Source organism: Vibrio mytili (assembly GCF_049563345.1).
In the GTDB taxonomy this organism is placed as follows: Bacteria; Pseudomonadota; Gammaproteobacteria; order Enterobacterales; family Vibrionaceae; genus Vibrio; species Vibrio mytili.
Genome location: NZ_CP110482.1, coordinates 709020 through 724310, shown reverse-complemented (window position 1 = coordinate 724310; position 15291 = coordinate 709020). Strand labels below are relative to the sequence as shown.

The window sequence follows — 15291 nt, the reverse complement described above, 5'->3', positions numbered from 1 at the left end:
GGAGGGGAAGGATGCCCGACATACAAAAACGCAGCATTGTTCAGTCTGTAATGAACAGTTTTTTCCCTCCTATCATGATCATTCTCGCTATTCTAGTCGGGGCAGCCGCATTGTGGCTAACACCCAAAGAGGAAGACCCGCAAATCGTTGTACCGATGGCGGACGTTTTAATCACTGCGCCTGGGCTTAGTGCGTCACAAGTCGAAAATCAAATTACAGAGCCGCTCGAAAAACTCGTTAGCCAAATTGATGGTGTTGAGTACGTGTACTCTTCTTCGCTGGAGGGCGCAGCGCAGGTTATCGTCCGATTTTTTGTGGGTGAAAACCGTGAAGATGCGTTAGTCAAACTCTACAATAAACTGTATTCCAACCAAGACAAAGTCCCACCTTCCGTCACCAGTTGGCTTGTTAAGCCGGTTGAGATTGACGATGTTCCTATCGTTGTCGCTGCCATCTATACAAACAACCCCGATTTGCTTGATCGCCACCAGCTTCGCCGCATTGCGGATCAAGCTACGTTAGGCATCAAGTCACTTGACGCGACAAACAAAGTTGGCGTTATTGGTGGTGAGCCAAGAAAAATTCAAATTGAACTCGACTCGGTCGCGATGGCTAACTTTAAAGTGACCATCGATGACTTAGAGCAGGCAATCCAGCTCAGTCATAACAAAACTCAAGGGGGAAATGTACGAGTTTCGGGGCAAAACTATACGTTAGAGTCTGGTCAGTTACTAAAAACAGCACAAGAGGTCGGGGACCTTGTCATTGCGGTGTTGAATGGTAAACCTGTTTACTTAAAAGATGTCGCTCATATTTATGACGGCGCATCGGAAGCAACGTCGGACACTTGGTATCGAGACAAAACGAGTGGACAAGCGTTTCCAGCGGTTTTTATCTCTGTTGCCAAACAGAAAGGGTCAAACGCTGTCAACGTCGCACAAGCCGTAAGAGCGAAACTCGCACAACTTCAGTCAGCGCAGTTTCCACCTCAAGTTCAGGTAGCCATTATTCGTGACTATGGCGAAACCGCTAATGCCAAAGTGACGAGTTTAGTTTCTAGCCTTGGGGTCTCTATTTTAACCGTTGTCGTATTTGTTGGGTTGTTCTTGAACTGGAGAAGTGCATTAGTCGTCGGAATTGCTATTCCAATCAGCTATGGTGCCGCGCTGGGGATGGACTTACTGTTCGGTTATTCGATTAATCGCGTGACACTATTTGCCCTTATTTTAGCATTGGGTCTGATCGTTGATGATCCTATTGCGAGTATCGATAACATCGAGCGATATTTAAAGCGAAAAGAATTAGGCAGAACTAAGGCTATTGTATTGGCAATGGCGGAGATACGCAGTGCGTTACTGATGTCGACTGTCGCGATCGTGATTGTCTTTACACCGATGTTTTTCATTACCGGTATGATGGGGCCATATATGGCACCATTAGCATTTAACGTTCCGATCAGTGTGGTTTTTAGTACAGTCGTTGCTTTTATGATCACACCGTGGCTAGCAAAAAAAATTCTGAAAAGTGCTGCAGACAATGATCATTATGATCTTCAATCTTCGACCATGTATCGACTATACCGCAGAATCCTGACCCCTCTATTGGAAAACCGTCGAAAATCGAAGCTATTCTTAGGCTTGGTCGCGTTGTTGTTTGTGCTCGCCGCGTTGTTACCTGTTTTGCGATTGGTGCCACTTAAACTCTTACCGTACGACAACAAGAACGAGTTCCAACTCGTATTGAATATGCCAGAATCATCAAGTTTTGTGGAGACGTCTAATGCACTATCCAACTTTGCTGATTATCTAATGACTGTCCCTGAAGTTACGAGTGTTTCCGGTTTTGCTGGTACGGCATCACCAATGGATTTTAATGGCATGGTGCGCCACTATTTTATGAGAAATGAACCTTATCAAGGGGAACTACGCATAGTCCTTGCTGAGAAACATCAACGTTCGATGCAATCCCACGAAATCGTGACTCGATTACGGGGTGATTTGGAAAAAATAGCGCAGCACTATCATGCGGATATTCAGCTTGTAGAGGTGCCGCCGGGCCCTCCTGTTATTGCTACTATAACCGCGGAAGTATACGGTGATGAAACCACCTCCTATGATGAGTTAATGTATCATGCTGAAACTGTTGCAAATCGATTACGACAAGAGCAGTTGGTTTCGGAAGTCGACACCAGTATTCAAGGTCCACTGGAAACATGGCAGTTTGTCGTTGATCAAGAAAAAGCGGCTCTGTCTGGTGTCTCCGTTGCAGACATCAACAATACGCTAATCACTGCTGGGAGTGCGAAAGTACTAGGCCATCTTGCGGATCCAAGAGAAGTGGAGCCGCTACCAATTGAAGTTCAACTTCGACGAGAAAACCGGGATGATCTCAACCAACTCAAACAGCTCTATGTACGTGGACGAGTAGGCATTGCAAAAGTCGAGGTTGGTGGAGCCGTTGTGGATGCTCCGCAGCCGATGGTTCAACTGTCTGAGATTGGACATTTTGTAAAGCGACCAGCAGATAAACCAATATTCCACAAAAACCTTCAACCGGTCGTTTATGTTTATGCTGAAGTCGTTGGTCGAGTACCTGGGGAGATTGTAGCCGACATCCTCGCAGATCAAAATAGGACGACAACGAGCGAGAATGAAGATACACAACTTCACTGGCAAGAGCGTTCATACTTGAACAATGGTGCGGGTGTCTCTTGGAGTGTGCCGGAGAGTGTCAACGTCGTCTGGAGCGGTGAGGGCGAGTGGAAGATCACGGTCGATGTATTTCGTGACCTTGGTATTGCTTATGGTGCTGCTTTGCTCGGGGTATTTGTTGTTATGTTGCTTCAAACGGGTTTACCTGCGGTATCCGGCATTATTATGTTAGCCATTCCACTTACCGTGATCGGGATTATGCCAGGGTTCTGGCTATTGAACGTATTGAGCAGTGATATTGGGAGCTATCCGAATCCTGCTTTGTTCACGGCAACAGCGATGATTGGCATGATAGCGCTGGCCGGAATCGTCGTGCGTAACTCTCTGGTTCTTATTGAGTTTGTTCAACAATCTTTGCAAGCGGGTAGCAGTTTACATGACGCGCTGATTGAATCGGGTGTGGTGCGTATGAGGCCAATTTTACTAACAGCAGGAACAACGTTACTGGGTAACGTCATTATCACGCTCGACCCGATTTTTAACGGTTTAGCGTGGGCTATCATCTTTGGCATTACCGCATCAACGGTGTTTACTCTGCTTGTCGTTCCAGTGGTTTACAACTTGGCTTATCAAAATACTCAAGGACATGGATTGCCTCAAGTGGAGGAAGAACAATGAAATTAGATAGTAAATGGTTAGGCGTCATTTTATTTGTCGTACTTGTACTTCTTTTCCTTTACATGGCTGGCTTTTTTACGGAAAAACTGCCGACTGAGCGCTCGGCTAACATCAATTCACTGGATGATAGCGTCGTAAAAACTCATGAATTGATACTGACAAGTGAGCCGGTTGTACGCGAATTTCCTGGAGTGGTGGTTGCTGAACAGCATGCAAACATTGCGGCTCGGCTCACGGCATCGGTCATGGAAGTGTTGGTCAACGTTGGTGACAAGGTAAAGAAAGGCGATGTATTGGCGCGATTAGAAAGTGATGACCTTGATGCACGTGTTCGTCAGAGTGAAGAAGCGCTGTCTTCTGCTCAAGCCCAACTCAATGCAGCAAGAAAAGAGTTCACCCGCGTTCGAACGTTGTTAAATCGAAAACTGATTCCTCAGTCTCAATTTGACCAAGCAGAAAGCTCACTCAAAACGGCCCAAGCAAACTTTAACCGGGCACAGGCGGCCGTTTCTGAGGCTGAGACAACGTTTGGCTATAGTATCATCACTGCGCCCTTTGACGGGCTGGTTACTCAAAAGCCGATAAATAAAGGCGATACCGCAACACCAGGCGCGTTGCTCTTTTCCATGTATAACCCCGAGTCACTTGAAATAGAAGTTAACTTTGCTGAGTCTGTGATGCCTTATGTCAGTTACGATAAAACCGTCCAAGTGACTTTGCCGTCGTATGACTTAAGTGCTGTAGCCAAAATCAAGGAAGTTACGCCTTCAGCTGACGCAAACTCTCGCAGTTACAAGGTCAAGTTGCAGTTTGATTCACCGGGTAAAGTGTATCCGGGCTCATTCGCGAAAGTGGCATTGGCACTGACTGAAGATGTGGTATTAAGAATTCCAGCAAACGCGGTGTACAAAGTCGGGCAGTTGGATTACGTCAAGGTTGTTCAAGAAAGCGGAAACGTGGAAACGCGGTTAATTCAGCTCGGGGATGATGGGAGAGTCAGAACCGGCTTAAAACAGGGCGACGTGGTTCTGTTAGATCCAAGAGATGTATTATCGCTTTGAACGTGCAGCCTTAGTCATTAATTCTAAGGCTGCATTTAGCAAAGCGTTAGTTAATAACAAAGCGTTAGTTAATGAATACTAATTTCAGCATTGATCGGGCAATGATCACTCAGCTTGTAATTTAATACATCTTGCGATGTGAAGACGGTTTGTTTAACCAAAGCTGCGTCTAAGTTTGAGCTAACCACAATGTGATCAATCAAAGAGCGGAACTGATGGGTCTTGTTGGCATTTCGATTAGAGCGAACTTTACACTCTGCTTGTGTTTTGTGTGTGGCAAGTCGAGCTCGATTGCCGTTTGTCATTACTTCCCACAGCCAATCACCTTGATAGGCCAAATTATGATTAAAATCCCCTAACACCACATAGTGTTGTTGATTGGCTTCACGCGCATTCATCCATTTGGCTAACGCTTGTCCCTGCTTTGTAAGCGTCTTGCATTCTCGGCTGTTTTTGTATGCGCCGCTGCACCCGGCTTTAAGGTGAACTGAGAGAAGGTGGGTTTCATTTTTGGTATTGGGATTCATAACAATGTAGCTAGCGAAACGCAGTTTGCTACTGTTTGGCGTGATCGCGAAGTCGGTAGGATCAGACACTTTAATCCCTTTGCGGACCGCAAAACCAGTATATTGGTTGGTATCTGAGAATTGCAAAGACTTGTTGTGTGACGCGGAGCGGTCAGACATATAAATCACATAGTCATTGCCGACGACCTTTTGAATTGCGTCTTTACTATCGACTTCTTGAAAAGCCAACACATCAGCTTGGAAGTTATCCACATAGTCGTGGAGTTTTTTAAAATCGTCCCGATTTCGGGATATTTTTCCGCCATCGGATGAAAGCCACTCGATGTTCCAGCTGGTAAGTTTGACTGAATCTTGAGCAAATGACGCTGAACAAAACAGTAACAATGGTATAGCAAAAAAAGATCGCATTTTGGTTGCTCTCACTCCGTTATTTTATCGTATTCCCTTCCAACCTTTATTCTACAAGACTTGAGAAAAAAGCAAGTCTATTTAAATGAAAATTTCGAGTTTTCATTGTTTTCTTAATAAGTTTGATCATCCCTTGAATATCGATTTCTTATTGTTCTACAGCCGATCTTTATTGATCGAGGTCAATGTTTTCAATTGGTGCTTTTCGTTAAATACGCCACAATATATTGTGTCATCAGAATAAAAAACAACCCCATATAGTGTGTTTGTGGATAACTCTGTGAGTATGTTGGGGTAAGGAGAAAAAGTGAAACCAATCGTAATCAAGCGTGACGGCTCGAGAGCTCCGTTTAATCGGGATCGCATTCAGGCGGCAGTCGAAGCTGCAGCAGAAAACAAAGACAAAGATGTCGCTATCTACGCACTTAACGTTGCACTCGCGGTCGAATTACAGCTTAAAGATCACGATGAAGTTCACATCCATGAGATTCAGGATCGTGTCGAGAATGAATTGATGCAAGGACCATACAAATCCCTTGCGCGTTCCTACATTGAGTATCGTCATGATCGAGATATTGCACGTGAAAAGCAAAGTGCACTGACTCGCGAAATTGAAGGCTTGATTGAAGAAAGCAATCTTGACCTTATCAACGAAAATGCGAATAAAGATGGCAAAGTAATTCCAACGCAACGCGACTTGTTGGCGGGTATTGTTGCTAAGCATTACGCGAAGACACACATCTTACCGCGTGATGTTGTTCAGGCGCATGAAGTCGGGGACATTCACTACCACGATTTGGACTACGCCCCCTTTTTCCCAATGTTTAACTGTATGCTGATCGACTTAAAAGGCATGCTTACTCATGGGTTTAAAATGGGCAATGCAGAGATCGATACGCCAAAATCCATCTCGACAGCCACCGCTGTCACTGCACAAATTATCGCACAGGTTGCCAGTCATATATACGGGGGCACAACCATCAACCGTATCGACGAGGTGCTGGCTCCTTATGTCATGACAAGCTATGAAAAGCACCTCGAGATTGCGAAGGAGTGGGATATTGCGGAACCTGAAGCGTTCGCAAAAGCCCGTACAGAAAAAGAATGTTATGACGCTTTTCAGTCGCTAGAGTACGAAGTAAACACGCTACACACTGCGAATGGGCAAACGCCGTTCGTTACTTTTGGTTTCGGCCTAGGCACGAGTTGGGCATCTCGCCTTATCCAGCAATCCATTTTGAAGAATCGTATCGCTGGCTTGGGTAAGAACCGCAAAACGGCAGTATTTCCAAAGCTGGTATTTGGTATTAAAGATGGCCTCAACCACAAATCTGATGATCCAAATTATGACATAAAGCAGCTCGCGTTGGAGTGTGCTTCCAAGCGAATGTATCCAGACATTCTTAACTACGACAAAGTCGTGGAAGTTACAGGCTCATTTAAAACCCCGATGGGCTGTCGCAGCTTCTTAGGGACATATGAAGAAAACGGTGAACTGGTTCATGAAGGCCGTAACAACCTTGGCGTGGTGAGCTTAAATCTTCCTCGTATCGCGATTCGCGCGAAAGGCAGTGAAGCGAAGTTCTACGAATTGTTAGATGATCGACTACGTCTCGCTCGTAGAGCGTTGGAAACGCGTATTACTCGACTCGAAAACGTCAAGGCCCGTGTTGCGCCAATCTTATATATGGAAGGCGCATGTGGCGTTCGTCTTAAAGCTGATGACGCTATCGCTGAGATTTTCAAAAACGGACGTGCTTCGATATCACTTGGATACATTGGTGTGCATGAGACGGTGAACGCACTGTTTGGCAATGAAGTTCATGTTTATGATGATGCTGTACTGCGAGAAAAAGCGGTTAAGATCGTTAAGCACCTTAAACGAGCGATAGAGCAATGGGCAGAGGATACCGGTTACGGGTTTAGCTTGTATGCAACGCCAAGTGAAAACCTATGCAGTCGTTTCTGTCGCATCGATACGAAAGAGTTTGGCATCATCGAAGGCGTGACGGATAAAGGTTACTACACGAACAGCTTTCACCTTGATGTAGAGAAGACGGTTAACCCATACGATAAAATCGATTTTGAGATGCCATACCCTGAAATCTCAAGTGGCGGTTTTATCTGCTACGGTGAATTTCCGAATATGCAACGCAATATTGAAGCACTGGAGAACGTGTGGGACTACAGCTACACACGCGTGCCGTATTATGGAACAAATACGCCAATCGATGAGTGTTATGAATGTGGCTACACCGGTGAATTTGAATGTACGAGTAAAGGATTCACTTGCCCAAGTTGCGGCAACCACGACTCAACGAAAGTATCGGTAACGCGACGTGTATGTGGTTACCTTGGCAGTCCTGATGCACGTCCGTTTAACTTCGGTAAGCAAGAAGAAGTTAAACGCCGAGTGAAGCACCTCTAAACATAGCATAAATCCATATATCGAAAATCAACTCATGATGGGTTGATTTTCGTTTTTCTCAAAAGCCAAGCGATGTGACCATGAACTATCATCAATACTATCCAATCGATGTCGTTAACGGACCAGGGACACGCTGTACACTGTTTGTGTCGGGTTGTGTTCATCAATGTCGTGGCTGCTACAATCAATCCACGCAACGCTTAGATTCAGGCGTGTTCTTTACTCAAGAAGCAGAAGACAAGATCATTGCTGATTTAAACGATACTCGAATCAAACGTCGAGGGTTATCTTTGTCTGGCGGTGATCCACTTCATCCGGCTAACGTGCCTCAGATACTTAAATTGGTAAAACGTGTCAGAGAAGAGTGTCCGAACAAAGACATTTGGGTTTGGACGGGGTACACCTTGGCAGAGCTGAACGCACCACAAAAGGAAATTATCGAGTATATTGACGTTCTGATTGACGGTAAGTTTGAGCAAGACAAAAAAGATCTGAATTTGGAATGGCGTGGTAGCTCCAACCAAGTTATCCATCGATTCAATACCTTTTAACCGAAACTTCTCCAAACTCAAACTTAAAAGTGATCGCGGTAGTTACGCTACACAAGTAGTGTGACTTTGCCCTTAAAGTAGACTAAAGCCAGTGTATTGGTACACATTGAGTATATAATTAAGCGATTACATCAAAAATCATTTCGCCATTTTAGGTGGAAATGTTACCTTGAGGCTCAACACTTGAATTTCAAAGGGTTATGACTTTCATGTTTTCTAATCTACCAACTCCTGTATTAGATCCTATTTTATCTTTATCCGTTGCTTACCGTAACGATGAACGTCCAAACAAGGTAGACCTTGGTATTGGCGTATACAAAAACAGCGCAGGCGAAACGCCCATCATGAAAGCCGTTCAAATGGCCCAAGATGTTGTTGTAAATACACAAAAAACAAAAGCTTATGTTGGCCTGGCGGGGTGTGAAGAGTTTAACCAAAGCATGGTTGACCTTTTACTTTCAGGTACGTCTGCTATCGGCCGTGTGGCTGCTATTCAAACGCCAGGTGCGAGTGGCGCGCTGCGTATGTTGGGTGACTTAATGAAAGTCGCTCAACCAGATACGACAGTTTGGATATCAAACCCAAGCTATGTCAATCATAAACCAGTAATGGAAGCGGCTGGACTCACGGTCAAGTATTATCATTATTTCTCTCCAGAAACGAAGCAAGTGGATACAGCCAAAATGCTTGACGACTTGTCAAAAGCTGGACCTTCAGATGTGGTGTTACTTCATGGTTGTTGCCATAACCCGACGGGTGCCGATATTGATTATTCTGCTTGGCAAGCGATAACAGAACTTGCACAGAAGAATGGGTTTACGCCGTTTGTTGATATTGCTTACCAAGGATTCGGTGATGGCCTTGAAGAAGACGCGAAAGGTCTGCGTTTTATGGCGAATAATGTCGATGAGATGCTTATTACGACGTCATGCTCAAAGAACTTTGGTTTGTACCGTGAGCGCACAGGTGCAGCGATTGTTGTGGGCAAAAACGCACAAGATGTTGCCAATGCAAAAGGCAAACTACTGACACTGGCTCGGGCGACGTATACGATGCCGCCAGATCACGGTGCTGCATTGGTCAAAACGATCCTACAGGACACAGCGTTGACTTCTATCTGGAAGCAAGAGCTCAGTGAAATGCAACAACGTTTATTAAACCTACGTCAAAGCTTATGTAACGAATTGAGAAATAACCATAATACTGATCAATTCAATTTCATTGAAAGCCACAAAGGTATGTTTACTGTGCTAGGATTTAGTGAAAACCAAATGACGCAACTTCGTGAAGATTATGGTATTTACGGTGTCGGTGATGGACGAATTAACATCGCAGGACTGACCGAGAACCATATCCCGTATGTCGCGGATGCAATTAAAAAAGTGTCTAAACTTTAACTCGGAGTGTAGATGAGCAACTGGAAACTGATTCTACCGCTTGTACTGAGCGGTACTCTGATGGCTTGTACCTCAACACAAACCGCAACCGAAACGGTTGAACCTACGACTCCAGAAGTCAAGGAACCAGTGCCGGAGAAGCCTGAAGTGGCAGTAGACGTCACGCCAAAGGTTGAGCCAGTCGTTAAACCTGAGACGAAACCGGAACCAAAGCCAAAGAAAAAATCAGAGGAAAAGCCGAAACCGAAACCGGAAAAGCCAGCGAAGGTTCAGAAAACACCTGACGGAATGTTGGTATTAGGATCTGAAGAATGGGTATATATTCCTGACATTGATCAAACGTTTAAAGCTCGGGTAGACACTGGTGCCACAACGTCATCTATTAGTGCAACGGACATTGTTCCGTTTGAACGTGATGGTAAAGATTGGGTACAGTTTAAAATCGACTTTGATGGTAAAACGAGCAAAGAGTTCAAAGTACCCGTAGCACGTTGGGCTAAGGTAAAACAATCGTCTTCAGACGACGTGGATAAACGGCCAGTGGTTTTAGCGTATATCCAAGTGGGGGATTACAAAGAAAAAACAGAATTCACACTGGCTGAACGTGGGCATATGACATTTCCTGTTTTGTTAGGACGCAGTTTTTTCCGAGACATTGCCGTCGTGGATGTATCCAAAAAATACATTCAAAATAAGCCAAGCAAGAAGTAATCAAAGCTAGCTACAGATATTTTCATTTAATGGCTTCCCAATAGGAAGCCATTTTTTTATCTCTCTAATCATTCAGTATTGCCAAACGCCACAAGGTGTTCGTCTCAGCGGGGGAATTGAAGCTCCTGGCAATAGCTATTCTCCTTGGCATAGGTATGACGATAACGTTATGATTGGTCATCTTATTTTTTGTCATACGTAACATCATGAAATCAGCAATCCCATCTTTAATGGTTCAAGGCACCACATCGGATGCCGGCAAGAGTGTACTTGTGGCTGGCCTTTGCCGCGTCTTACAAAGACAAGGGATTCATGTTGCGCCATTTAAGCCGCAAAATATGGCGTTGAATAGCGCGGTCACAAAAGATGGTGGTGAGATAGGCCGTGCGCAAGCGGTACAGGCTCAAGCCTGCGGTATAGAGCCAACTGTGCACACGAATCCAGTGCTGATTAAGCCAAATAGTGATACCGGTGCTCAGATCATCTTACAAGGCAAAGCAATTAGCGATATGGACGCGGCAGGGTTTCATGACTATAAAAAGGTCGCGATGGACACGGTCTTAGACTCTTTTTCTCGTTTAAGCCAAGAATATCAATCCATCATGATTGAAGGTGCAGGCAGTCCCGCGGAGATTAATTTGCGTGAGGGCGATATTGCGAATATGGGATTTGCCGAGGCGGCTGATGTTCCGGTCATCATCGTTGCTGATATCGACCGTGGTGGCGTGTTTGCTCACTTGTTCGGAACTTTAGCCTTGCTCTCTGAGTCAGAACAAGCGCGTGTACAAGGCTTTGTTATTAATCGATTTCGTGGTGATATCCGCTTGCTACAGTCTGGTTTAGACTGGTTGGAAGAAAAAACGGGTAAACCGGTCTTGGGTGTGTTGCCATATCTCCATGGATTTAATTTAGAAGCAGAAGATGCTATCACCACGCAGCAAGAATTGAATAACGACGTTAAGCTAAACATTGTCGTCCCTGTCTTAACTCGTATTAGTAATCATACCGACTTTGATGCGCTGCGACTGAATCCAGATATCAACCTCCGATATGTTGGTCAAGGAGAGAAAATCGATAAAGCAGATTTGGTAATTTTACCTGGTACCAAATCTGTCAGAGACGATCTTGCCTATTTGCGCAGCCAAGGGTGGGACAAGGATATTCTGCGGCATTTACGCCTCGGAGGAAAAGTCATTGGTATTTGCGGCGGTTATCAGATGTTGGGCAAAACCATTAATGACCCCGACGGCGTTGAAGGTAAGCCAGGAGAAAGTACCGGATTGGGCTTGCTTGATATACATACGGTATTAACCAATAGTAAGCAACTCACCATCGAAGAAGCCGTCCTTAATCTCAATGATCAAAACGCCAAAGTGAAAGGTTATGAGATTCACGTAGGTCGAACCGATGTCTATGAAAAGCAGCCGATTACGCTTAGTTCAGGTGAACATGATGGTGCCTTGAGCGAATGTGGCCAGATTCTTGGTACCTATTTGCATGGTTTTCTCGATGAAACTGAAGGGTTGAATCTAATTACCGAATGGGTAAACGGCACCCAAGTAAAACAGCAAGACTATGCGGCCCAAAAAGAACAGGGGATTAATCGTATTGCAGATGCAATCGAGCAACATCTAAACCTTGATTTTCTGTTTCGCGAAAATAACTTTTAACAAATAACAAATAACAAATAACAAATAACAAATAACAAATGCATTGCGACGGAGCAAACTATGAAAGCATGGAAAACACATGCTTGCCTTATGGCAATTTTAACGCTTGTATTTTCAGCTACTGCGGCAGCCGATATTAAAGTATATGCGGCATCTTCAATGACCAATGCTATCGATGACATAGCACAAGCATTTGAAGATAAGTACGGTATTGCTGTGACGCCGGTCTATGGTGGCTCCTCGTCGATTGCGCGACAAATCATAAATGGCGCACCTGCCGATGTATTTATATCAGCGAATACGAAATGGATGAAATATCTCGTCGACTCTAAACAAGTTGATGGTGACAGTGTCACTGATTTGGTGCGAAATAGCCTCGTTATCATTGCGCCAAAGGATTCCAAAATTCCACGTTTAGACATATCAGATCTCAACGCGTGGAACTCAATTTTAGATGATAGCCGTTTGTCTTTGGGGAACCCTGCATCCGTTCCCGCAGGGATGTATGCCAAAGAGTCATTAACGACACTTGGTCTCTGGGATAAGCTGAAGAGAAAGGTGGCTCCAGCTAAGAACGTTCGACTCGCTTTGGCATTTGTTGAGCGCGGAGAGTCGCCACTCGGTGTCGTCTATAAGACAGATGCACTACTCAGCGCTAAAGTTAGAATTGTCGGCGAATTTTCCAACGAAATGCACACTGATATTGTCTATCCAGTTGCACTCGTAAAAGATTCTCCTAACTCGCGACAATTTCTAGAATATTTACAGTCGAGAGAAGCCAACAAAGTATTTGTACAGTATGGTTTTCAATAATAAGGGAAGTATGTGACAGAACTTGAGTATCAAGCGCTAATATTAAGTCTTAAAGTCGGTGCTTATGCGGTGCTTTGGCTTATTCCGTTAGGTGTGAGCCTCGCTTGGCTACTATCGCGAAAAGAGTTCTTTGGTAAATCGATACTAGACAGTCTGATTCACCTACCTTTGGTTTTACCGCCCGTTGTGATTGGCTATTTACTCCTTATAAGTCTTGGGCGTCAGGGCTTTTTAGGTCGCTGGTTATATGAACACCTTGGTTTAGTCTTCAGTTTCAACTGGAAAGGCGCAGTTGTGGCTTGCGTTGTGGTCGCGCTTCCACTCATGGTTCGCTCAATTCGTTTAAGTTTAGATAATGTCGATCCTAAATTAGAACATGCAGCATCGACACTGGGTGCCTCACCACTTAAAGTCTTTTTAACCATAACATTGCCGCTTACTATCCCAGGTATTATTACGGGAACTATGTTGTCATTTGCCCGCAGTTTAGGGGAGTTTGGTGCAACAATCAGCTTTGTATCAAACATACCCGGTGAGACGCAAACGATCCCTTTAGCCATGTTTAACTTCATTGAAACGCCCGGTGCAGAAATGGAGGCAGCGCGTCTTTGTATTATTTCTATCGTACTTGCGCTATCGACATTAATGATCTCGGAGTGGCTTAATCGCAAATCCTCACATCGGTTGGGGACGAAGTAATGAGTATAAAAATAAATATAAAACAGACGCTTGGGGACACAGACTTTGATATTGATCTGGAGTTACCACGTCACGGAATTAGTGCGTTATTTGGCCGCTCTGGTGCAGGGAAAACAACTCTGATCAATATAATCAGTGGCCTGCTCACCCCTAAGCAAGGCAGAGTGTCTATTGGTGAACATGTTTTGTTTGATAGTCTCAAAGGGATTAATTTACCGGTTTACCAAAGAAAAATTGGCTACGTGTTTCAAGATGCACGCTTGTTCCCACATTATTCTGTGCGTGGAAACTTGCTCTACGGTGTAACGAAAAAAGACAACGACTACTTTAATAAAGTGATCGAACTACTATCAATTCAATCTTTGTTAAACCGTTACCCTAATTCATTATCTGGCGGAGAGAAACAGCGAGTAGCGATAGCAAGGGCCTTACTCTCCAAGCCTCAGCTCTTGCTGATGGATGAGCCGCTGGCGTCACTTGATATGCCACGTAAGCGTGAAGTAATGCCGTTTCTTGAGGAGCTTTCAAGCAAGGTTAATATTCCTATTGTGTACGTAACACACAGTTTGCAAGAGATTTTACGACTTGCCCAGCACCTAACTATTATTGATCGAGGGAGAGTTATCACGTCTGGTAAACTTGAAGAAGTCTGGGCATCGCATGCGATGAGACCATGGCAATCTTTTTCAGATCATAGCAGTTTGTTTGAGGGTAGAATCACTCATCATCACACTAAGTACGCCTTAACGAATGTTAGGCTTGCGCCCAAATCCCATTTATGGGTGCAGAAGATAGCTGGGGAGCCCGATACACCCGTTCGCTTGCAGGTTCGTGCTAATGATGTTTCGATCGTTTTAGAGCAGCCTGTATTGTCGTCAATTCGTAACGTTCTGCCAGCAACTATTGCATCGATCGAAGAATTTAAAGCTGGCGAAGATAAACACAGCATTACATTGTCATTAAAACTCGATGAGCAGTGCTATTTGTGGGCGACGATAACCCCCTGGGCGTTGGATGATCTCGACTTAAAAGTAGGGGATCGAGTATTCGCACAAATCAAAGGCGTCAGTGTAACGCAGCGCGATATCGTGTCTGCACCGCATTAAAAATTAAACAAAAAGGCCACATTCGTGGCCTTTTTACGCGTTTACGTCTCTAAAACGTTAAAAGAATACTGTTATTTTAAAAACACTTCTTTGAATTCACGTTTTAACAGTGGGTCACGACGTGCTTTTTTCATTTGCTTGACCATATCTTTAACACAGTTGTGAAGGACATTATCAAGCAACTGAGCACGATATTCTTCTTTGTCTTCATCTGTCATGCTGGCTGGAAGGTCTAACGTAGGAAACTCTTCCATAACATTAATTCCCGCAAATGCTTGACCGACAGAGACTAGAGCATGAAATTGCTCGAAGTTATCCAGAATGTTTTGTGCGCTTGCTGGCATTTCATCCCAAGATTCGCGGACCGCTTCTTCAGACACTTCGTGGATCGAGATGACCATTTCAAACATTTGCTCTGGAACTTCATCAAATTCGATGACTTTACGCAATTCTGGAGAAATAGTATCAAGATCGATTTTTTTACTTTCGTTGGTCATTGCTTCTGACATAGAGTATCTCTTCTTAGATCGGGCCGTTCTTTGCCTTGTACTTCCGACGCATCATAGTAACCCGAGTTTGGATTAAATGCAT

At 44.5% G+C, this 15291-nt stretch carries 12 protein-coding genes; 10 read left to right on the top strand and 2 right to left on the bottom strand.

Annotated elements, in window-relative coordinates:
- The first annotated feature begins 11 nt into the window (after nt 1-11).
- Entirely contained in the window at nt 12-3329 is a 3318-nt protein-coding gene (locus ONE56_RS16895) for an efflux RND transporter permease subunit (protein ID WP_423840523.1), read from the top strand.
- The gene (locus ONE56_RS16890; RefSeq protein ID WP_331438956.1) at nt 3326-4390 is read left to right on the top strand and encodes an efflux RND transporter periplasmic adaptor subunit; all 1065 of its coding nucleotides are present in this window, start codon (nt 3326-3328) and stop codon (nt 4388-4390) included. Before ONE56_RS16895 ends, ONE56_RS16890 begins: the two co-directional genes overlap by 4 nt.
- A 68-nt stretch (nt 4391-4458) precedes the next feature.
- Here the strand turns inward: ONE56_RS16890 and ONE56_RS16885 are convergent, their stop codons facing one another.
- Nucleotides 4459-5325, bottom strand: a complete 867-nt coding sequence (locus ONE56_RS16885; protein WP_423840522.1) for an endonuclease/exonuclease/phosphatase family protein — start codon at nt 5323-5325, stop codon at nt 4459-4461.
- Nucleotides 5326-5632: 307 nt separating this feature from the next.
- Between ONE56_RS16885 and nrdD the strand changes: the two genes are divergently transcribed.
- From nrdD to modC, 8 genes are all read left to right on the top strand, one after another.
- Nucleotides 5633-7753: an anaerobic ribonucleoside-triphosphate reductase gene (gene nrdD / locus ONE56_RS16880; RefSeq protein WP_041154488.1), complete on the top strand. Its 2121-nt coding sequence runs from the start codon at nt 5633-5635 to the stop codon at nt 7751-7753.
- 80 nt (nt 7754-7833) lie between these two features.
- Nucleotides 7834-8304 (top strand): anaerobic ribonucleoside-triphosphate reductase-activating protein, encoded by a 471-nt coding sequence (gene nrdG / locus ONE56_RS16875; RefSeq protein WP_041154489.1) that lies wholly within the window; start codon nt 7834-7836, stop codon nt 8302-8304.
- Between the two features lie 209 nt (nt 8305-8513).
- On the top strand, nt 8514-9701 hold the full coding sequence (locus ONE56_RS16870) for an amino acid aminotransferase (RefSeq protein WP_041154490.1): 1188 nt from the start codon (nt 8514-8516) through the stop codon (nt 9699-9701).
- A 12-nt stretch (nt 9702-9713) separates the two neighbouring features.
- Complete coding sequence (locus tag ONE56_RS16865) at nt 9714-10412, top strand: ATP-dependent zinc protease (protein ID WP_423840521.1); 699 nt, start codon at nt 9714-9716, stop codon at nt 10410-10412.
- 206 nt (nt 10413-10618) lie between these two features.
- Nucleotides 10619-12082, top strand: a complete 1464-nt coding sequence (locus ONE56_RS16860; RefSeq protein ID WP_423840520.1) for a cobyric acid synthase — start codon at nt 10619-10621, stop codon at nt 12080-12082.
- A gap of 60 nt (nt 12083-12142) precedes the next feature.
- Nucleotides 12143-12895, top strand: a complete 753-nt coding sequence (gene modA / locus ONE56_RS16855) for a molybdate ABC transporter substrate-binding protein (protein WP_331438950.1) — start codon at nt 12143-12145, stop codon at nt 12893-12895.
- Between the two features lie 12 nt (nt 12896-12907).
- Nucleotides 12908-13594 (top strand): molybdate ABC transporter permease subunit, encoded by a 687-nt coding sequence (modB, locus tag ONE56_RS16850; RefSeq protein ID WP_423840519.1) that lies wholly within the window; start codon nt 12908-12910, stop codon nt 13592-13594.
- On the top strand, nt 13594-14700 hold the full coding sequence (modC, locus tag ONE56_RS16845; protein ID WP_423840518.1) for a molybdenum ABC transporter ATP-binding protein ModC: 1107 nt from the start codon (nt 13594-13596) through the stop codon (nt 14698-14700). The genes modB and modC overlap by 1 nt, the downstream gene beginning before the upstream one ends.
- Nucleotides 14701-14771: 71 nt before the next feature.
- Here modC and ONE56_RS16840 read toward each other — a convergent pair whose 3' ends face one another.
- Nucleotides 14772-15209: a DUF3069 domain-containing protein gene (locus tag ONE56_RS16840; protein WP_041154495.1), complete on the bottom strand. Its 438-nt coding sequence runs from the start codon at nt 15207-15209 to the stop codon at nt 14772-14774.
- Nucleotides 15210-15291 lie beyond the last annotated feature (82 nt).